The organism is Paenibacillus baimaensis (assembly GCF_025567575.1).
This window is the reverse complement of the sequence record NZ_JAOQIO010000005.1, coordinates 1-20,887: the sequence shown is the minus strand read 5'-3', so window position 1 is coordinate 20,887 and position 20,887 is coordinate 1. Positions and strand designations below refer to the sequence as shown.

Genomic DNA, 20,887 nt, shown 5'->3' with positions numbered 1-20,887 from the left:
ATCATTCCTCTCCAAACTGGTTATTCGATATTTATTGCAGTCCTAAGACATATACCCCAGAATAATGCCTGCCGTTTCCTCAATCGCCTTGTCGGTTACATTAATGACCGGACAGCCAAGCTGCTTCATGATGACTTGGGCATACTCCAGTTCCTCAACAATACGATCGAGCGCAGCATATTTGGCGCCATCAGGCAGCCCTACAGCCTTTAGTCGCTCGGTACGAATCTTGAGCAGCTTATCCGGATCCATGATTAATCCGATAATTCGCCTGCCGTGGAGCATGAACAGTTCCTTCGGCGGCTTGACCTCAGGAACCAGCGGTAAATTGGTCACCTTATGGCCCTTATGTGCCAAAAAAATACTGAGTGGTGTCTTGGAGGTTCGTGATACGCCAATCAATATAATATCTGCCTTTAGCAATGAGCTCGTATCTCGTCCATCATCGCATTTAACAGTAAATTCTATAGCCTCGACACGGCGAAAGTAATCATCATCCATCTCATGCTGCAGCCCAGGCTTGCGCTTCGGCGAATCATTAAATGTGTCGATGAACGCCTCCATCATCGGTCCCATAATATCGATGGCTCTGACTCCCAGACGGATGGCTTCTTCCTTCATCATTTCACGCAGCTCCGGCTGCACAAGCGTATAAGCTACAAAGCCTCCCCGTTTGGCGGCAGCCTCCATGATTACACGTATTTCATCCTCATGCTTGATATGTCCAATCCGTTTTGTTGTGACCTGATGGGCATCGAATTGGCGCATAGTCGCTTTTACAACCGCCTCGGCCGTTTCACCTACCGAATCCGAGCAAATGGTTATCTCATAATGCCGATCGTCCGTCATCCACTGTTCTCCTTTGCTCACATCATACTGTACCGGCTACTTCTAGATATTCGGTGAATTCACCGTACTATCAAGACTCCGAGGCAAGCTCTACCAGCAGCTGTGTCATCATGGTATTGGTAATGCGGCCAACGACCTCCCAGCGATTACGACCCTGAGCGTTATCCTGCTTGATGGGTACAACTACCGGCAAACCGTCCACCTGATGATGGATCATCCTACGCGCCGCTTCAAGTACATTGTCTTCAGGCTGTACATGAATCACATTGGGCTCCCTGGTCATAACCATACTGACAGGCATCGTGGAAGCCGAAGGATTGCCAAGTGTGAATTTCAACAAGTCCTTACGTGAAATAATACCAGATAAACAGCTTTCTTCATCAACTACAATCAGACTGCCGACATTTTCCATGAAAAGCGCAACAACCGCATCATGAATCAATGCCGATTCTCTGACTACGACAGGTACGGCCTGAATATCTTTTATTTTCAAGGATTGCAATCTACGAGACACTTGATTCTCAGCGGAAATGGATGAACCCGGCGTATAGCCGACCTTCGGCTTGGCATCGACCAACCCGAGCATCACCAGCAGGGCCAAATCTGAACGAAGCGTCGGACGACTTAACCCGAGCATCTCTGCAATCTGCTCTCCGGTAATAGGCGAATGCTGCTTGACCAGTTCAACAATATGTAATTGACGGGCTGACAATTCGATAATCATGACCTCCCTGTCCCGGAACTTTATACTTCTGGAACCTTCTATATGATATAAAGTATACCAAAAATCAGAAATGATTTACACAAATACGTCCTATAAACAATATTTATCTGCTAATAATAAAGATTTTATCAAAAAAAATGGTTTTTTTCACATTTATCAGTTACATTATGTATATATAATGTGTAATAATTAATCTGAAACCACGATATATTGCAACTTATTTATTCAAATATGAGTTTGGGGGAATAGGAATGGAACGAGAGCTAGCGATGGAAATAGTAAGGGTTACCGAATTGGCCGCATTATCAGCCGCACAATGGATGGGACGTGGCAACAAAAATGAAGCTGACGGGGCTGCAACTACGGCTATGAGGGCGATGTTCGACTCTGTTTCTGTACAAGGTACCGTCGTTATTGGTGAAGGTGAAATGGATGAGGCTCCTATGCTCTATATTGGCGAGAAGGTAGGAAACGGACAAGGTCCCGAAGTCGATATCGCCGTGGATCCCTTGGAAGGAACTGAATCCGTGGCCAAGGGCTTGAATAATGCGTTGTCTGTTATTGCAATGGCCAATAAAGGCTGCCTCCTGCACGCTCCTGATATGTATATGGATAAGCTGGCTGTAGGCCCATTATTGGCGGGCAAGCTGCATCTGGATGATCCATTGGAAACCACTCTGTTGAAAGCTGCTCAATACCTGGATAAGCCGCTCAGTAATCTGACGGTAATGATTTTGGATCGCGAACGTCATCAAGATAAAATCCAAACTCTCCGCCGCGTCGGTGTGCGCATTAAATTGTTAAGCGATGGAGATGTGGCGGGCGCAATGGCTCCTTGCTTAAGTGAATCCGGTATCGATTTATATGTCGGTTCCGGTGGTGCACCCGAGGGTGTATTAGCTGCCGCCGCGCTTCGCTGCCTTGACGGTGAGCTTCAGGGACGTTTGATGCCTGCCAATGATGAGGAGTTGGAACGCTGCCGACGTATGGGAATTGGCGATCCTTTCAAGCTGCTGAGCATGGACGATATGGTTGGAAGCGAGGATGTATTTTTTGCGGCTACCGGGATCACACCTGGAGAATTCCTTGGCGGTGTGCAGTATATGGGCAATCAACGCGCAGAGACACACTCGATCGTCATGAGAGCCAAAACCAAAACTGTCCGTTTTATCCGTACTGTGCATTATTTGCCCAATAAACCGCTGATCGGTGGACTTTATTTGAAATAACGGCTGCGCTGATGCATTGACCTTCCTTATAGGTATGATACTATGATAAATACTGATCATACATGGCTGATTTACGAAGGAAGGTACAAGCATGAGCTTTTTATTTTATACGGTTGTGGGACTGCTAGCTGCGACGCTTGGCAGTCTCGTCGGTCTGGGGGGCGGCATCGTCATTGTTCCCGCTCTCATTTACCTCGGTCCTTATTTCGTTGGACAGGAAATTTCAGTATCAACAGCAGTCGGGACGTCCTTGGCTGTGCTGATTTTTACGGCATTTTCCTCTACGTGGGCTTTCCATAAGCAGCGTAAAGTGGACTTTCGCAGTGGCTGGCTCTATTTCTTGACGTGCGGACCGGGCGCGATGCTGGGCTCTTATATGACTCAATTTGTCGATGCCAAGTCGTTTCAGCTTGCCTTTGGTATTTTCATGCTGGTGATGGCGATCCTGCTGATCATTAAAGACCGTTTGAAGCCGCTAAGTCTGAAATGGCCCATCCAAAGAACGTACACAGATGCAGAAGGACTCGTGCACTCGTATGGATACGGAGTGCTGCCCGCACTTTCGATCGGACTGCTTGTTGGCATCATTTCCGGCTTGTTCGGCATTGGCGGTGGCTCCTTGTTCGTACCGGCGATGATGATTTTATTTCGTTATCCGCCGCATGTGGCAACGGCTACCTCGATGTTTGTAATCTTTTTGTCGTCCATTATGGGTACCGTCACTCATCTAAGCTTGGGAGAAGTCGACGGCTGGATGGTTCTGGGACTTGCGCCGAGTGCTCTGGTTGGGGGATGGCTCGGTGCCAAAATCGCCAACGCGTTGAGCAGCAAGAAGTTGATGTGGGTGCTTCGTATCACTTTTTTTGTTGTTGCTATCCGCATGATTAGCGAGGCCTGGAAGTAGCTGACTGTGATTGATGAGGATAAAATAAGAAAAGCAGTATCTCTGAATACTTGGTCTCAGAGGTACTGCTTTTTCTGTGTCATGATTATTTAGGCAGAAATGTCTTGATCCATGAAGCAAAGCCTGCCGGATTCCGGGTCTGAATCAGCACTACGCCTTCACCCCGAAAGCGGCACACAGCAGCCTCACCGCTCGTTATACTGGATATCCATCCCTTGGATGCCTTTTCAATCGTATAATTCATATAATCAGGCCAAGCAACCAAATGTCCGTTATCGATAATCCTTTCTTCTCCAGGTCCAAGATTAACCGCATGGATAGCGCCGTAGGACGATAAGAATACGGTGCCGCTGCCGCTAATCTCAACAATGAAAAAGCCTTCCCCGGATAAAAATCCTTTCATCAGATTCTGCATCTTCGTGTTAACCTGAATGCCATTGGTACCGGCCAGAAAACCATCCTTCTGTACGTACAGCTTATAGGATCCATCAAGCTCAATAGCTTGTACATCACCAACCGCCGCGGGCGCCAAGAGCACCTCACCTCTGCCCTGTGTAGCTGATAATTCCTGGAAAAAGAATTTTTCGCCGCTCAGCATTCTGCCAAGTCCTCGCATCAATCCACCGTCCACCGTACCTTTAAGTTCAATATCAGGTGTCATGGATACCATGGCCCCCGATTCTGCTTTTACATTTTCTCCTTTTTCCAATTCAATTTTCACCAACGGAAACGCACCCTGATACAGAATTTCGTACTTCATAGCTTATATATTCCTCCCATTCTATGAGCTAATGTAAAAATCTTCTTCTATTATAATACATTTCGCCCTTGCAATAACAACTTATGCCGAATGGTGTCGGTTTATACAATCCAAATAACCCGAAGCCACGGCTCGGGTCATCCCATGATTAAGTCATTTATAAAAGCCCTGTTCCTCGGCATATCGTCCCCAATGAGGACGTGATCCATCCCTATCCGTAAAGCCATATACATCTGAAAGGTCCCAAGAGGTCAGAATCTGTCCTGACTTTTCAAGCACATTCGAATCTGCTGCCAATGCTGCAACTGCCCTTCCTACAAAATAAGGTGTTTCCGATATCAGAAAATGTGGATCTGTCTTCGCCGCATCACGCCAATTCGCTTCCGTCACACCAAAATAATCCAGCATCGCCTCCGAACGCAAAAAACCGGGTGTTAATGAAACTGCAGCTACACGGTGCTCACTAAGCTCCGCCGCCATGGACTGTGCGAGATGGATCGCCGATATCTTCGCCAGACTGTAATACAAATTTCCACGATATCTATAATCAAAGCCATCGGTGATTTCAATGATCAGCCCCTTGTTCCTGGCAACCATTAAAGGAGCAGCATAATAGCTTGTCACCATATGGGCATGAACCGCAGGAATTTGCATTTGCAATCCCTTATTTAATGAATGCTCCCAGAATGGCTTCCCCCATTCCGTCAGTTGCTCGCCGCCCCATATATCATTAACAAGGATATCGAGTACTCCATTCTGCTCCGAATGCACCTGCTCAAAAAGCGCCTTTACGTCAGCCTCAACCGTGTGGTCTACCCTTACTGCAATCCCGACACCACCATGTGCCGTAACTAATTCTGCCGTTTCCTCGATGGTCTCCTGCCTTCCCATATCGGATAGATTCCCTCTTGTACTGCGTCCTGTCACATAAACAGTAGCGCCTGCTTCCCCCAGCATCTCAGCAATCCCGCGACCTGCGCCTCGTGTACCACCTGCCACTACAGCTACCTTTCCCTTTAAAGCCTTCATTGTAAACACAGCCTCCTATTGAATTCATCATCATAACTTCCCAGACTACCCAGTCAGTATAACAAAGCATATATGTCAGATTTCGTCTTAATTAGGTTTACTATATATTTCATTCATTATTAACGATGTCAAGTCAACTTTATTGAAACGGACCTCAACTTATGTCCAATTATTGATCGAATTGCGAATAATGTTTGAACAAATACCAAAAAGTGTAGTATACTATATGTAGGAAAGCACTTACACGATTAGGGGTGTTCATTATGACAACCAAAACAGCTTCAGTACATCATGCGGATCTTGACAAGACCCATTCGAATAACGAAATCCCTCGTCTGGTCACCTTAATGACCTGGATCGCTTGGGTTGCATTAGGCGTCGGCGTTCTTCTTTGCCTCATGAATTTGAACCAATTCAATGACCGTAATACCGGGCTTATGGTCGGACTTGGCTTTATTGTAGGCAGTGTGCATATTTACGTTATCGGAACCGCGATGGGACTTGTTCACAAACGTCATCTCGATAACAATAAGCAGCCATTCTAAGGTAACGAACTTCGTTTTCTGGATTGATTGCGTAGGTTGCGTTTTGTTGGGTACACATAAGCTGTAACGACCGCTTCGAAATCACATCGTGATAACGAGGCGGTTTTTTTGCTGTATAATGAGGGTCAAATCGCCACAGATGTCGAACAGGTGACATTTGTATTACGAAGAAAAGACAAATTATTGACGGTATTGTTAAGTCTGCAGTTATCTGCTTTCATTTCTGCTAAGTTATAGATAGTGATTTAATGAATTGAGATTCAGAGTTGAAAAAGGAGATGAAAAGCTTGAGGCCGAACCTACGCATTCTAATGCCACTGTTGTTTATTTTGTCGATCGTCCTGCTCACGGGATGCAGCGAACAATTTATTGTGCTCGATCCTAAAGGCCCTGTCGGCGCGGCACAAAAGGATTTGATCTGGATTTCAACTCTGCTGTGCTCTGTCGTTATCGTTCCCGTATTGCTGTTGAGCGGATTCATCTTATGGCGATACCGGGAAAGGGCGGGCAGTAAAGCAGCCTACGCACCCGACTGGGCGCACAGTACCAAACTGGAGATCATTTGGTGGGGTATACCGATTATTATTATCATTATTTTGGGTTTAGTAACCGCTAAATACACGTATGCCCTTGAACCCTCCAAACCGCTCGTATCCGATAAAAAGCCGATCACGGTACAGGTTACATCAATGGACTGGAAATGGCTGTTTCAATATCCGGAGCAAGGCATAGCTACTGTGAATTATTTACAAATACCGCAAGGCGTCCCGGTCAAGTTTGAATTGACCTCGGCAACGGCGATGAATTCTTTCTGGATTCCTCAGCTTGGCGGCCAAATCTACACGATGTCCGGCATGGCCATGACACTGTTCCTGCAAGCAGACGAGCCTGGTCAATATTTTGGCAGCGGCGCTAACTTCAACGGTCGTGATTTTGCCCAAATGACGTTCAAGGTTGATGCTACCTCCCAGGATGCTTTTGACGCTTGGGTGAAAAAAACGAAAAACGCTTCCCCTGCCCTTACGATGGACGGCTATACCAAGCTTGCTGAACCGGGACCTGCTAACGTGCAATATTTCTCTTCCTTCCCTGCCGGCTTGTTTGAGCGGATCGTAACGCAATATGCGGTTGGCGGAAGTGCCCACCATCATGGCGGCTCACAACAGCCAAAGGCTATTGATACCAGCACTACGCAAGGCAAGGCAGCTCCTGCAGCTGCAACTACCCCTACTGGACATTCGGGTCATTAACGACGAAATGAAAGGAGACCTACCATGCTGGATTCAATCAAACAATTTTCATCCACATTTTTCGTCACGGGCGATCCGCTAATTCTTGGAGCTCAAGTCTCCATCGCCATCTCAATGGTGGCTATCGTATTGGCCTTGACGATTTTCAAAAAATGGAAGTGGCTTTGGACCGAATGGCTAACTACAGTTGACCATAAAAAAGTAGGGATTATGTATATCATCGCTTCGCTACTGATGTTGTTCCGCGGTGGTGTTGACGCATTGCTCATGCGTACCCAGCTTGCACTCCCGCAGCTTGAGTTTCTGCAGGCTGAGCATTATAACCAGATTTTCACAACGCACGGCGTCATTATGATTTTATTCATGGCAATGCCGCTCATGTTCGGTCTATTCAATATTGCGATACCGTTGCAAATCGGTGCTCGCGATGTCGCTTTTCCGTTCCTGAACTCGCTTAGCTTTTGGCTCTTCTTCTTTGGCGCGATGCTGTTCAACCTGTCCTTCATTATAGGGGGTTCCCCCGATGCAGGCTGGCTGGCTTATCCGCCGCTCTCGGAGCTATCGGGTAGTCCGAGTGTAGGTCAAGACTTTTATATATGGGGCATACAAATCTCTGGGATCGGGAGCTTGGCGACAGGCATTAACTTTATCGTAACGATCCTGAGAATGCGCGCTCCCGGCATGACGTTAATGAAAATGCCCATGTACACATGGTCTGTATTTACAACCTGCATTATTATTATTTTTGCCTTTCCGATCTTGACCGTTACGCTTGCCTTGCTGTTCTTGGACCGCTTCCTCGGCGCTCACTTCTTTACGCTGGATGGCGGCGGTAATCCGATGATGTACATCAACTTAATCTGGATGTGGGGTCACCCTGAGGTTTACATTGTTATACTGCCCGCATTCGGTATATTCTCGGAAATTGTTTCAACGTTTGCCAAGAAAAAGCTGTTCGGCTATAAATCAATGGTATTTGCGATGTTTTCCATTAGTATTATGTCCTTCTTTACTTGGGCGCATCACTTCTTCACGATGGGCTCCGGTGCCAATGTGAATATATTCTTTGCCATAACGACCATGATTATCGCCATACCAACCGGTGTTAAAGTGTTCAATTGGCTGTTCACGCTGTTCCGAGGAAAAATCACATTCTCTACGCCGATGATGTGGACCGCAGCTTTCATCCCTTGCTTCATTGTAGGTGGGATGACAGGCGTGCTGCTCTCTGTTGCACCAGCTGACTTTCAATTTCATAACAGCTACTTCCTGATTGCGCATTTCCACCAGGTGCTGATCGGTGGTGTCGTATTCGGATATTTTGCCGGGTTATACTACTGGTGGCCGAAGATGTTCGGCTTCAAGCTGCATGAGGGTCTCGGTAAATGGGCCTTCTGGTTCTGGAATATCGGGTTCTACGTCTGCTTTATGCCGCAATACGCACTTGGTTTGATGGGCATGACACGCCGCTTTAATGCCTATGACTTTGATATGGGCTGGCAACCGCTTAATGTCATCTCCACCGTCGGCGGCTTCTTGATGGGGATTGCGTTCATTTTCCAGGTATGGCAAATTGCCCACAGTATCAAGTTTATGCAAAAAGATACAACAGGCGATCCATGGGGCGGACGTACGCTCGAATGGTCCATTCCGTCACCGGCGCCGCTATATAACTTTGCAACCATTCCGCGGGCAGATACTCTGGATCCATGGCTGGAAGAGAAAAATAAACGCGCAGCCGGTATTGCCACTCCTGCACCGGAGATCGAACCGATTCATATGCCAAGAAACTCTGCAATCCCATTCATCATGTCGGTCTGCTGGTTCGTTGCAGGCTTCGGGTTTGTCTGGAGCTGGATGTGGATGGCTATTCCTGGACTTATCGGCGTCGTTGTCTGCTTGCTGGTTCGCTCCTTCACTTACAACACCGACTACTATATTCCAGTCGATGAGATTAAACGAACGGAAGCTGCATTAAGGGGGTCCCATTAATGGCACAGACAATTACCAACAAGTCCTCCGCACACAGCGGCGGACATGGGCACGCTCACGAGCATGACCACCAGCATCATGATGGTCATGCTGATCAGGAATCCATGAAGACCTTCGGCTTCTGGCTGTTTCTGATTACGGATTGTATTTTATTCGGCACCTTATTTGCCACCTATGTGGTGCTAAGATTGAATACGAACGGCGGTCCTACAGCTCATGAGCTATTCGAAATGCCTGGTGTCATCGCTGAGACCTTCATCCTGTTAACGAGCAGCTTTACCAGCGGCTTGGCCGTTCTTGCCATGAATCAGGGCAATAAAAAGGCCTTGATCGGTTGGCTGGCTGTCACAGTACTGCTTGGCGCATCCTTCATTACGCTCGAAGTATCCGAGTTTATTACCATGGTGCACGAGGGCGCGACTATCTCCACCAGCGCATTCCTATCTGCTTTCTTCACGCTCGTCGGTACGCATGGTCTTCACGTATCGCTTGGACTCGTATGGATGATAGGCATCATGATCCAGCTCAGCCGCCGCGGTATCACCGATGTGACAAAGCGTAAGGTTACGATCATCAGCTTATATTGGCATTTCCTTGATATTGTGTGGATCTTCGTGTTCACAGTCGTCTATTTAATGGGGGTGATGTAAATGGATAATCACAATGCTGAGCCGCATCAAGCACATGGCGGATCATTAAAATCCTATACAATCGGGTTTATTTTATCCATTGTGCTGACCATCATTCCGCTCGTGCTTGTTATGAACCATATGCTTAACACTACCGCAACGCTTGTCATTATTCTATTGATCGCTGTTCTGCAGTTCGCGATACAGATGATCTTCTTCATGCACATCAAGGAAGAGCAGAAACCACGCTACAACTTGATGGCTTTGATACTCGGTCTTGTTATTCTGGTGACGATTGTATCCGGCTCGATATGGATTATGACATATAATGCGGTTGCACATTAAAAAGCTGCCATAGTACGTGAAAGTAACCTAAGCAACATCAACAAACCCGTAAGGGACAGCTCAAGAAATCGGCTGTCTCTCTCGGGTTTTCCTTTTCTTGCACATATTCCGATAAACTGCCTCCACGATACCTCATCGCGTTGACAATCGATACTGCTTGGGAGACATCGCCACATGCCTCTGAAAAGCCCTGTTCAGGTTCCTTTCCGAATAACCGACCATTGAGGCAATTTCCGTTATACTATGGTCTGTTATCTCCAAGAGCTTTCGTGCCTTTTCCACCTTGTATTTCATCAGATATTCAATAAAGGAGATGCCTGCTTCCTGCTTGAACAGACGGCTCAAATAAGACGGACTCATATTGACCAGCTCCGCGCACTCAATCAACGAAGGCAAGCCCTCGTTAGCCTCAATATGTGCGCATACCCTTTGTACGGCAAGCTTCGTCGTATTATTCCTGATTTCTTCCGTAATATGTCGGTGCATCGGAAACAAGATCTCCACAAACCATTCATGAACCTCTTGGTACGTTTGTCTGGCTTTGAGCTGCTCGAATAAGTTGTCACCGAGACTATCCAATACACCGTAGCCCATTTCCTCCAATGACTGAATGATTGAAGATAACAAAACCAGGTAGCACTGCATCGCTGTGTTATATGAATCTGATGCCCTCACCCGCAGCGAGAATTGCACCAAGGTCTGTTCGGCTGCTGACAGCTCACCCTGAAGCAAGAATTCAACCATATCCAGCTCGAAGCTTTTTGGATAATTAAAAATTTTCAGCTTATCGTTAGGAACGGCTAAGCGGTTGTAATAGAGCACATGCTGACTTTCGCTAATTAACCGGTATTGCAGAGCAAGCTTAGCTTCATTATAGGATTCTGACAGCAGGGCGACGCTCTCACGCTGCCCTCCAACCCCAATCGAAACCTTGAATGACAAGTACGTCTGCAAAGCCTCACAGATTTGATCCGCATACCCTTGAATCGTTTGTGTAATTACGTCCTTGTCAGTACTGCTGTTAAAATGCACAATGCCGACAGCTTCCTTCTCATCCTTCTCTACTACAAATCCTTGCGCCGGGGCGCAGTGCTCCAGCAATTCGAGCATCACATTTTTGATAGCAAACACAATGATCGCGCCTTCATTAGGCAAAAACCTTTTTTCCTTGAACAAATTTTCCGCCATCACAACCAGTACCACATAGATACCTTCCTGTGGAATCCCGTACGTACGACAAGATGAATCTAAAGCATCTTTGCGGATTGCCAATGTATTGCCTAACACATTCAGTAGAAATTGATCGCGTAAATCCGGCTGAATCTTTTTCACATAGCTGTCCAAGGATTCCGCCTGATCTCTCAAATAAGTCAAGCAGGAGCGGATAAATTCGATTTCATTGCCTTTGATGCCGGGAGTCCTCGTTGTACCTACATTCCGCAGCTGTTCGCCATATTTAAGGAGCTTGTCGATGGGGCTATATGCCATCTTGGAGAATACAATCGTCAATACTACACCGAGAAGCAAAAAAATCAACACGGATAGGGCGATAAACAAACGAAGCCACGTCAGTTGGCTTGTCATTTCGCGCTCCGGCATCAGTGAAACATAAGTTCTTCCGAGAGCCGTTCGATAAAAAACGGTCAGCAGACGCTCACCTTGATCATCGGTTTGAATAAAACGGTCGGTATCGCTATCATCCGATAGGACCCGGTTTAGCAGCGGCTGTGTATTTGCAGGCTTGCCCAGCAAGAAATGATTGGATGAGTGCAGCATAATATGATTTTTGCCATCCATAACTAATAGATCCTGGGTACGCAGGCTGGAGCCGGAATTAAACAGCAGCTTGCGTATTTCCGCCTCTCTGACCTGGAAAATCATAATACCCTGCGGTTTGCCGTAATTCGTTACCGGAAGCCGACGTACGTAAGAAATACAGCCATCCTGAGCGGAAGAAGGCAGATATACCCATTCCGATTTATTCTCCATAGACAGCACTTTTAAGATATTGTCACGCTGCGGGGAGTTCTCCAAAGTCGCAGCTCCGTACCCGCTGGATATTGCAATATCGCTCGCGCTTTGATAGAAAACAACCTCATGAATCAAGCTGCCGGAATTCTTTTGCACCAGCAGTGTTTCCAGTATCTCTGACTGCTCTACATAATGTTCGGCAAAGTCAGGCTGACCGAGAACAGCTTTGATCGAGGGCTGAATCGATAGCTGCAGCGATTGATATTCGATTTGCGTTAATACATTTTCCATACGTTCCTTCAGCTGCAATAGCGAGGCGTAGCTGTCCTCCTGAAACTGCTGGGTCAGCTTGTTCTCGGACACGTGCAAATAAGCGCTGCCCAGCAGGAAAATGGGCAGCGAAACCGAAATACATCCCAACCAGACCAGACGACTTAAATAGTTTGTTCCGGGGAGCATGGTGCCAAGCAGCGCAAGCCCCCTTTGTATCCAGTATTTCATAGACGCCTCCCCGGCAAACAGAGGTTGTTACTTGCCTAAATAGCTTTTATAATTTTTGGCGAATTCCTGATACGCTTGCTTCGTTTCTGGAAGATTATTAATTTTATCGACATACTGCTTGTATTCATCCATACTAATCTGGCCGACAATCACCTTGGTTACCATCGATTTCCACTCGCTCTCATATTTGGACCACACATTGATCCAGGAATCGGACACCAGGAATCGGAACGGGTCCACTTGACCAATTTCATCAAAGTTGGCTACTTCCTTGATCTTGGCGTCATTGTAGGCCTTGCTTCCGGATGCGCTGATGACCTTACCCCATTTCTGATAGGTAAGCACTCCGACTCCTTTACTTGTTGTATTGACTTCCTTAATCCCCTTCTCGTTCAATACCTTTTGTCCATCGACTACCGTATAATGTACACCCTCTGTACCGTAATAGGCAAAATCGGTGATACTTTCTGATGCCGTCTTCTCAAAATAATCAAGAAGCTGCCATACCTTGGCTTCCGGTACCTGCTTGGATATCAAGAAGCCTCCACCGCCGCCTATAGATAGATCAACCGCCATGCCTTTAGGACCTTTAAGCGCCAAATTCAAAATCTGCGGATTTTTTTGTCCGGCTTTTTCCATTGCGGTTTCCCACTGCTTATCCCACCAAATACTTCTTGGATAGGAAGCGGCGCGGCCCGTCTGGAATAGTTCCTCGGCTTGGGTCGTTTTCATGACGGCAAATTCCTTGGACAATATGCCCTCCTTGTAGAGCTTCTGAAACCACGCGATCATCTCCGTGTACTGCGGATTCAAGCTGGTATAGATCAAGCCTCCAGCAGCATCGTAGGTAGGCTGCGATGCGCCAAATCCAGCAGCAAACGAGGCATCCCCATCACTCACGATCACTCCATGGCCGATCAGGCCAAGTGTGTCCTTCTTGCCGTTGCCGTCAATGTCGGCATCGATGATTTTTTTCAATGCGTCCGCATATTCATCCAGTGTAGTAGGTACCGGAATTTTCAACTGATCGAGCCAGTCCTTACGGATTTTGATTCCTGGGTCTACTCTTGAACGTGATCCCGGCAGCGAGTAAATTTTGCCATCTATCGTTCTGTATTTAAAAGCATCCTTAACCAGATTGTTTTTCATATTCGGGTATTTACTTAAATCACCGAGAAACGGGGTGAGGTCCCAAAACGCGCCATTTTTGATCGCACTGAGCAGGGTTGCCTTCTTGAAATCGGGAACAGCAACGACCTCGGGCAGATCACCAGAAGCGAGCAGCAAATCGAGCTTTGTGTTCAAATCACCAGAGGGTACCCATTCCACGTTGAGCTTGGAGTTGGTCCGTTTTTGCCATTCCGACCAATAATCATCATTCATATTCGGTACTTCATTATACAATCCAGCAAACATTTTGATAGATAACGGTTTATCTGCATCCTTGCTTTGTCCTGATGGCGCTGAACCTTTGTCCGTCCCGGCCACCTTATTCGTCTCCGTCTGACCCGAACAACCCGCAGCTGTCGCAAGCGCTAACATCAGTGTCAACGTCATATACATCCTTTTATTCTTGTGCTTCATCCGTTAAAATCCTCCCCATTGTGATTATCGATGCGCAGCTCCTACATGCTACCAGAGCGCTCAAGTCGAATTATATACGGCTTCGGAAAGGCAGAATACGGACAATACTTTTACATCGCTTCTCAAAAAGAAATGTCCTGCTCTACCGCCGTACTTAATAAGGAAAAGCGGGGATAGTTGCTGCTAACGAAAGAAAAGTCCGGTATATTCCATCCACTTCAACACTGCTTTCGAGCAGAATCTGACTCATTCATGGGATTGCTCTAGCTCCCGACTGTTTTACCACTCATTCGTGCCTTGAATTCGCCAGGTGAGCAATGATTGTGCCGTTTGAATAGTTTATAAAATTGAGCCGTGCTCGGGATCCCTACCTCACAGGCAATTTCCGTAATGCTCAGATCACGGGTCGCCAGCAGCCGTTCGGCTTTTTTGACGCGTTTGTAGTTAACGAATTCGATAAAAGACAGTCCCATCGTTGTGCGAAAATAGCGGATAAAATAGGCGTAGCTCAAATTAAGCAGGCTGCAAACCTCTTCGACTGTAATTTTTTCACCTAAATTCCGCTCCACATAATCAAGTGCAGGCCGCAAACGGACCACCTCCAACTCCGTATCACCCTGCAGCAGCATCCGGGAGTCATAGCGCAGCAAAAGCAGCAGCAGCTTTTTAATCGCAGCACCGATTGCCAGCTCGTAGCCACGCTGCTGCGATTGGGATTCCCTATATATCTCGTTCACAAGTGAGAAAGCCTCTTCACAAGCCTCAGGATGCTCTCTGAATATATAATTCAATGTACTCAGCGGCTGGGTCAGCTCAGAAAAGCAGTGCAAGTAAGGCAGCGAGCTTTGGTCAAAATGCTGCAGCAAGTCGACCTGAAGCACAATGAACCTTAGCGGGGTTGGCAGTGCTTTATGAATTCGGTGCAGCTGTGAGGAGCCGAACAGCATAATATCACCATAGTCCTGGATACGATAATCATCCTTCGTTTGTATACCTGCACGGCCTTCTGTTATGGCTAGAAATTCAACCTCTTTGTGATAATGCCAAGGCCATACCTCGGGAATCCCCACTGTCTGATTGTCGGATTGTACCTCCCATACCTTCAAAAAAAGGGATGGATTTTGATATATAACGAGTTCCTCCCTGACGGGATCATGCCGCGTATCCATTGTGATAGTCATAAACGAATGCACCTCATCGGTTTCACTTAAGAAGATTGTTTCCTCTTATAGATTGAGATCTATATATGTCGAGTATAGCACAGGATCTTTCGATAAAATCAAAAAGGTCATTTTTGGAGAAGGAACGGGCAGTTTTCAGTCTATCTTTTGTGTAAGCGTTTGCCTATAATCTGAGAAGAAAGCACATATCCTGATTATATAATGGAGGTATTCAATATGAGTGCAAAGCTGCGCGTTACCGTCTGGAATGAATTCCGTCATGAACAAAATAACGAAAAGGTGCGGGCTGTCTACCCCCAAGGCATCCATCACGCGATCGGTGAAGGCCTCGGCGATGCTTTTGAGATCAGCTATGCTACCTTGGATGAAGAAGAGCATGGGTTAACCGAAGAGAAGCTGAACGGTACAGACGTTCTGATCTGGTGGGGGCATAAAGCGCACCGTGAAGTGGCTGACGTCATCGTCGACCGCGTTCATAAACGTGTACGTGAAGGTATGGGTTTAATCGTGCTGCACTCCGGACATTTCTCCAAAATTTTCATGAAGCTGATGGGTACCTCATGCAATTTGAAGTGGCGAGAGGCTGACGAGAAGGAACGGCTGTGGGTCGTATCCCCCGGACATCCGATTGTTGAAGGCATTGGTGAATACATTGAGCTTGAGCAGGAGGAAATGTACGGCGAGCACTTTGACATTCCACAGCCGGACGAGTTGATCTTTACAAGCTGGTTCGAGGGCGGGGAAGTATTCCGCAGCGGCTGCACGTTCCATCGTGGACAAGGCAAAATCTTTTATTTCCGTCCCGGTCACGAAACCTATCCTACTTATTATAACGAACAAATTCGCCGCGTCATCCGCAACGCCGTATCGTGGGCAGCGCCAACCACTCGTCCAGTGCCTGTCTATGGCAACAGCAAGCCGCTGGAGACGATCCAAGGAGGTAAGTAATATGTCGGAAGCTGTCCAAGCTAATAAGCCCTTCAGGGCCGTCCAGGTCGGCTGTGGCAACATGGGCAAACGTTGGGTCAAATATGCGCTCTCGAGAGAAGACGTTGAAATTGTCGCTTTGGTCGATATTTATCCAGCTGCCGCGGAAGCGATGGCGAATGAGCTCGGTCTTACCTGCGGAAGATTTACCAGTCTTGAGGAAGCCATTCGCTCCACCGGAGCCAATCTGGTGATGGACGTTACGATACCCGAGGTTCACAAAAGCGTCGTTATGACAGCAACAGCGCTCGGCTGCAATGTGATCGGAGAGAAGCCGATGGCCGCCTCCATGCAGGATGCAGTTGAGATGAAGAACTTCGTGAATCAACATAATAAAAACTACATCGTTATGCAGAACCGCAGGTACAATAAACAAATCCGCGAGGCGCGTGGAATGATCGAGCAGAACGTCATCGGACAACCCGGCTTTATGAAAGCCGACTTTTTCCTTGGACCGCACTTTGGCGGCTTTCGCGAAGCGATGGACAACCCGCTCATTCTCGATATGGCAATCCATACCTTTGACCAGGCTCGCTTTCTGCTCGGTGCCAACCCGGTATCCGTGTACTGCCATGAATTTAATCCGCCTTATTCCTGGTACAAAGGCAATGCTTCGGCAGTTTGCATATTTGAAATGTCGGACGGCACTGTGTTTTCCTATAATGGCTCATGGAGTGCTGAAGGCGCCCCAACCTCCTGGGAAAGTGCGTGGCGAATTGTCGGCTCCAAAGGAACCTTGATATGGGATGGTACAAATAGGCCCTATGCCGAAGTCGTACCCGTAGAACCGGCTCAAGGAGCCTTTATGAACGAACACATGCAAGTTCACCCTTCCGCAGTCTGGGAAGGCCGTGAGGGGCATGAGGGCTGCTTCGAGGAAATGTTCACCTCGCTCATCGAAGGTCGCAAGGCAGAGACGGATTGCTCGGATAACCTGAACAGTATGGCAATGGTGTTCGGTGCGATCGAAAGCGCGAAGCGTGGGGAAAAAGTACAGATCAGCTCCATAATTGAAAAAATGTAGGTTTATGAAATCGAACATAGCCAATCAAGACCATTACTCGAATGGTCTTGATTGATGCTTGATTACGATATCCTATGCCTATATGTCGGTGAACAGAGAAGAAGCTAAGAATCAATTGAAATTGATTCTTAGCTTCTTTGTGATGCCGGTGAAGGGACTCGAACCCCCACTCCCTCTCAAGAAACGGATTTTGAGTCCGTCGCGTCTGCCATTCCGCCACACCGGCAAGTGTGTGGCGCGCCCTGAGAGATTCGAACTCCCGGCCTTTTGATTCGTAGTCAAACGCTCTATCCAGCTGAGCTAAGGGCGCGCGGTATATAATTATATTCTGCATTCCAGCAGTTATTTCTGCGCTGCTTCATGTGCGCAAGAAGTATAATATCACGAATAAAATACGAATGCAAGCAAAATATTAAAATATTATTTTTTTTCTAAAATATCATCCATTATCCCCTGTTCTAAAGCACAGAAAAAGAACATGTCTATTCCCTTTTACTCATCACATACCAGCTATCCGTTTGCTCCGGGTAATACTTGTGATCGATTATTTCATATTTCAGCTTCTGATACAATTCAATATTCCCTGGTATCGATAAGCGTACCTCCACCCTGGTTTCCAATATACCTTTGGCTCTAGCCTGTTCCTCTATAAAGCTCAGCAGCTTTTTACAAATCCCATTCCCTCTGTAGGCAGGTGAGACGGACACTCTTCCTATGTACATGTGTGAATCTTTAAATTTATAACGGGCCGATCCAACAGCGGTCTGACCCGACCAGGCTATCACCGCACCGCCACCCTGCTGTATGATTTTAATAATATCGTCCGCTGTTTCGGAAAGCGCCCCTGATGGCGGATTCAACTTACCTGCGTACTCCTGAAAAGCTTGCTGCATCGTGCTCAGGATCAGATCAGCTTGATCGATATCCGCTTCTTTTACCTCAATGTTCATGAATGATCACTCCGTCATATAAGTTCACTTACAGCTACAACCGTTTTTCAAGACAAATCGGGATCATCCTGTTCTGGCGAACTGTCCTCACGATTAAATTCTTGCTCCAATATGGAGTGAAGTAAGGAATCGTGCCATTTACCTTTATGCTGCATATGTTCTCGCAGACGCCCTTCATAAGTCATTCCGATTTTCTGCATGACCTTGGCTGAACCGATGTTGTCAGGACGACAAGTCGCGTAGATTCGGTGTAACCCATGAACTTGAAATCCAAAGTCTAGCATAGCCGTAGCAGCTTCAGCTGCGAAGCCTTGTCGCCAAAATTCCGGATTGAAGCAATAACCAATCTCGCCCTGCTTCGGTTCAGATAGGTGAATACCGCATCCCCCAATAATCTGATTCGTCGCCTTCAGGACGACAGCCATTTCAAAATCTTTTCTCAGCTGCACCTGCTGCTGCTCAATGACTCTGCTCACAAACTCCTTGGTATCCTCCTCTGTATTGGGCCCCCAGATCATATGTGTGGCAACCAGAGGACTTGAGGCGTACAGATGCACGGCTTCCCAGTCTTCTTGCTTAAATTCTCTTATTATCAATCGCTCTGTAACTAATTGCATGCACACATCTCCCTTCGCTCCAAAGTGTTTATAGCGCAAAAAGGAATGCGTCTCATCAAGCAGCATTCCAATACACCCTTAATACGATTATAGGATATTATTCATAAATTTGGAATTAAAACTGTGTTAAGGCTATCAACAACTTATAACAATCCAAACGGGCTGCAGCTAGCCTCGTGCTCTTGTAACCACCACGTATTACGCCGTAGTACTCAATAGCTTGCCTCTGGCGCCCGTATCCACCTCTCAGCGCTTCCAGTCAGCCTCCACGCTTGTATCCACCCTCCGAGTGCATAACCTGCCCGGTAATCCATTCTGCTTCATTACTTGCCAAGAAGGCGATAAGCCGTGCAACATCCACAGGTGTTCCGATTCGTCCTCTCGGGAATCGAGACAGCAGTTCAGCTTTGATAGAGTCTGTCATCCAGCCGGTATCGGTTGGCCCAGGGTTGACTGCATTAACTGTGATTCCTTTATCCGCTACTTCAGCAGCTAGCGTCTTGGTTAGTACCTCTATTGCACCTTTTGTCATCGCGTAGGCAAGCTCCTGTTCCATAGCTCCAAGAGATTGTCCTGAGGTCAGGTTTATGATTCTCCCGCCTGTACCTTTGTCAAATCTGCGTGCGAACTCCACACTTAATAAGGAGGCTGTTCGCATATTCACAAAATAGTGTGCATCCAGTATCGAGGGAGTCAGCTGCTCGTAGCCATCACGAGTCGAATATGCTGCATTATTAACAAGAATCGATGGCGCTCCAAGCTCCTGCTCCACCGTATTCAGAACTTGGCTGAACGAGTCTGCTTCAGATAGATCAATTTCTATAAATTTGCAGCGAACTCCATAGCTCTTTACTTGCTGCTGGATTTGAAATGCTTCATTTTCATGGACTCCCCAAGGCATTGTACGATCATAGCCTGGCCACGTTGTAAAAAAGATATCTATTCCCGCCTGCGCCAGTGCGCTGCAAATTGCAGCACCTATTCCTTGCAAACGTGTCGCTCCTGTAACGACAGCTATTGTATCAAGTGAATTGTTCAATTGATTCATATTGGCCATAGAAACCTCCATCCTTCACATCCGAATACCTTATTCTTTAAGCAGCCTCAAGCTCCGTTCGACCTATTTGATTTAAAGGTCTGCAAAGGACCTTCGCCATCATCACGTCTGCCTTCTTCGTAATTATAATCTGTATACTCGGAAATAACCTTTCGCCAAAATAGCTGCGATGAAGCATTATTTTCTATTTGCCCCACCCTCCATATCCCCGGAAACATGTCAAACAAGCTGATCGCCACCTCGCTTCCTATTCCCATTCTTCTAAATTTCTTCATCACAAAGAACTCTGCTATCGAATAGATCGTATTCCCTTCTGTATCCACTCTAAGTGCTCTTACCAAAGCGAAACCAGCCAACTTCCCATCAACTCGTATAAAAAAAGCATACCTGCCGTCCTCAGTCCAGTAATGATCCAAATATGGATAATCGTAATATCCCTGCTCGTTAACATCATCAAGCTCATACTCGCTAAAATCATATTTATACAGCTCCATTAGCTGTCTCAGTACTGATTTTTGTCCATAAGCCACTTTTTCTAATATCATTTTCATAACTCCTCGCTATCCGCTATTTCTTCCTATTATTATCCATATTGAAAGGGTACTTGAATATGGATTTTTTGTATGTAATTAAGAATTCCTATCCGTGTTTCTACTATTATAATAGTTTTCTTATTTCTGAGCTTGTCCAAAAAACAAAAAAAACCTTGATAGACAAGGTTTATCGGTTATCACTGTATGTAATTAGCATTTAATTTAA

At 46.7% G+C, this 20,887-nt stretch carries 20 protein-coding genes and 2 tRNA genes; 9 read left to right on the top strand and 13 right to left on the bottom strand.

The features are described from left to right. Positions 1 to 42: 42 nt before the first annotated feature. Positions 43 to 849: a pyruvate, water dikinase regulatory protein gene (locus tag OB236_RS00935; RefSeq protein ID WP_076236260.1), complete on the bottom strand. Its 807-nt coding sequence runs from the start codon at positions 847 to 849 to the stop codon at positions 43 to 45. Positions 850 to 919: 70 nt separating this feature from the next. Next, the gene (locus tag OB236_RS00930) at positions 920 to 1,573 is read right to left on the bottom strand and encodes a helix-turn-helix transcriptional regulator (protein WP_262682178.1); all 654 of its coding nucleotides are present in this window, start codon (positions 1,571 to 1,573) and stop codon (positions 920 to 922) included. 251 nt (positions 1,574 to 1,824) lie between these two features. Between OB236_RS00930 and glpX the strand changes: the two genes are divergently transcribed. Together glpX and OB236_RS00920 are read left to right on the top strand one after the other, a co-directional pair. Next, positions 1,825 to 2,802: a class II fructose-bisphosphatase gene (gene glpX, locus OB236_RS00925; RefSeq protein ID WP_076236258.1), complete on the top strand. Its 978-nt coding sequence runs from the start codon at positions 1,825 to 1,827 to the stop codon at positions 2,800 to 2,802. A 91-nt stretch (positions 2,803 to 2,893) separates the two neighbouring features. Then, complete coding sequence (locus tag OB236_RS00920; protein WP_262682176.1) at positions 2,894 to 3,706, top strand: sulfite exporter TauE/SafE family protein; 813 nt, start codon at positions 2,894 to 2,896, stop codon at positions 3,704 to 3,706. Positions 3,707 to 3,791: 85 nt separating this feature from the next. On the opposite strand, the gene OB236_RS00915 is transcribed toward OB236_RS00920, so the two are convergent. Further along, positions 3,792 to 4,466 carry a TIGR00266 family protein gene (locus tag OB236_RS00915; RefSeq protein ID WP_262682175.1) on the bottom strand — a complete coding sequence of 225 codons (675 nt, stop codon included), beginning with the start codon at positions 4,464 to 4,466 and terminating at the stop codon, positions 3,792 to 3,794. A gap of 153 nt (positions 4,467 to 4,619) precedes the next feature. Then, a complete protein-coding gene (locus OB236_RS00910) occupies positions 4,620 to 5,495 on the bottom strand; it encodes an SDR family oxidoreductase (RefSeq protein ID WP_262682174.1) in 876 nt (291 codons plus the stop codon). Between the two features lie 263 nt (positions 5,496 to 5,758). On the opposite strand from OB236_RS00910, the gene OB236_RS00905 reads away from it, so the two are divergent. From OB236_RS00905 to cyoD, 5 genes are all read left to right on the top strand, one after another. Next, positions 5,759 to 6,040: a hypothetical protein gene (locus tag OB236_RS00905; RefSeq protein WP_076236254.1), complete on the top strand. Its 282-nt coding sequence runs from the start codon at positions 5,759 to 5,761 to the stop codon at positions 6,038 to 6,040. Positions 6,041 to 6,351: 311 nt separating this feature from the next. Beyond that, on the top strand, positions 6,352 to 7,290 hold the full coding sequence (cyoA, locus tag OB236_RS00900) for a ubiquinol oxidase subunit II (RefSeq protein WP_408638394.1): 939 nt from the start codon (positions 6,352 to 6,354) through the stop codon (positions 7,288 to 7,290). Between the two features lie 24 nt (positions 7,291 to 7,314). Next, positions 7,315 to 9,282: a cbb3-type cytochrome c oxidase subunit I gene (locus OB236_RS00895; protein ID WP_262682172.1), complete on the top strand. Its 1,968-nt coding sequence runs from the start codon at positions 7,315 to 7,317 to the stop codon at positions 9,280 to 9,282. After that, a complete protein-coding gene (gene cyoC / locus OB236_RS00890) occupies positions 9,282 to 9,932 on the top strand; it encodes a cytochrome o ubiquinol oxidase subunit III (RefSeq protein ID WP_262682171.1) in 651 nt (216 codons plus the stop codon). Before OB236_RS00895 ends, cyoC begins: the two co-directional genes overlap by 1 nt. Then, positions 9,933 to 10,256, top strand: a complete 324-nt coding sequence (gene cyoD, locus OB236_RS00885) for a cytochrome o ubiquinol oxidase subunit IV (RefSeq protein WP_083689773.1) — start codon at positions 9,933 to 9,935, stop codon at positions 10,254 to 10,256. It abuts the gene before it with no gap. Between the two features lie 132 nt (positions 10,257 to 10,388). On the opposite strand, the gene OB236_RS00880 is transcribed toward cyoD, so the two are convergent. The 3 genes from OB236_RS00880 to OB236_RS00870 all read right to left on the bottom strand — a co-directional run bounded on the left by OB236_RS00880 (position 10,389) and on the right by OB236_RS00870 (position 15,493). Continuing rightward, complete coding sequence (locus OB236_RS00880; RefSeq protein WP_262682168.1) at positions 10,389 to 12,728, bottom strand: helix-turn-helix domain-containing protein; 2,340 nt, start codon at positions 12,726 to 12,728, stop codon at positions 10,389 to 10,391. 27 nt (positions 12,729 to 12,755) lie between these two features. Next, positions 12,756 to 14,312 (bottom strand): type 2 periplasmic-binding domain-containing protein, encoded by a 1,557-nt coding sequence (locus OB236_RS00875; protein WP_262682167.1) that lies wholly within the window; start codon positions 14,310 to 14,312, stop codon positions 12,756 to 12,758. Between the two features lie 263 nt (positions 14,313 to 14,575). Continuing rightward, a complete protein-coding gene (locus OB236_RS00870) occupies positions 14,576 to 15,493 on the bottom strand; it encodes a helix-turn-helix domain-containing protein (RefSeq protein WP_262682166.1) in 918 nt (305 codons plus the stop codon). 216 nt (positions 15,494 to 15,709) lie between these two features. On the opposite strand from OB236_RS00870, the gene OB236_RS00865 reads away from it, so the two are divergent. Further along, the gene (locus OB236_RS00865) at positions 15,710 to 16,441 is read left to right on the top strand and encodes a ThuA domain-containing protein (RefSeq protein ID WP_262682164.1); all 732 of its coding nucleotides are present in this window, start codon (positions 15,710 to 15,712) and stop codon (positions 16,439 to 16,441) included. A gap of 1 nt (position 16,442) precedes the next feature. Continuing rightward, complete coding sequence (locus tag OB236_RS00860; RefSeq protein WP_262682162.1) at positions 16,443 to 17,504, top strand: Gfo/Idh/MocA family protein; 1,062 nt, start codon at positions 16,443 to 16,445, stop codon at positions 17,502 to 17,504. A gap of 143 nt (positions 17,505 to 17,647) precedes the next feature. Here OB236_RS00860 and OB236_RS00855 read toward each other — a convergent pair. From OB236_RS00855 to OB236_RS00830, 6 genes are all read right to left on the bottom strand, one after another. Next, positions 17,648 to 17,730: transfer RNA gene (locus tag OB236_RS00855), tRNA-Leu, on the bottom strand. 7 nt (positions 17,731 to 17,737) lie between these two features. Next, positions 17,738 to 17,814: transfer RNA gene (locus OB236_RS00850), tRNA-Arg, on the bottom strand. 172 nt (positions 17,815 to 17,986) lie between these two features. Continuing rightward, entirely contained in the window at positions 17,987 to 18,454 is a 468-nt protein-coding gene (locus tag OB236_RS00845) for a GNAT family N-acetyltransferase (RefSeq protein WP_262682160.1), read from the bottom strand. A gap of 47 nt (positions 18,455 to 18,501) precedes the next feature. Next, on the bottom strand, positions 18,502 to 19,071 hold the full coding sequence (locus OB236_RS00840) for a GNAT family N-acetyltransferase (protein WP_262682159.1): 570 nt from the start codon (positions 19,069 to 19,071) through the stop codon (positions 18,502 to 18,504). Between the two features lie 259 nt (positions 19,072 to 19,330). Beyond that, the gene (locus OB236_RS00835; RefSeq protein WP_262682238.1) at positions 19,331 to 20,119 is read right to left on the bottom strand and encodes an SDR family oxidoreductase; all 789 of its coding nucleotides are present in this window, start codon (positions 20,117 to 20,119) and stop codon (positions 19,331 to 19,333) included. Positions 20,120 to 20,175: 56 nt separating this feature from the next. Next, the gene (locus OB236_RS00830) at positions 20,176 to 20,673 is read right to left on the bottom strand and encodes a GNAT family N-acetyltransferase (protein WP_317259305.1); all 498 of its coding nucleotides are present in this window, start codon (positions 20,671 to 20,673) and stop codon (positions 20,176 to 20,178) included. Positions 20,674 to 20,887 lie beyond the last annotated feature (214 nt).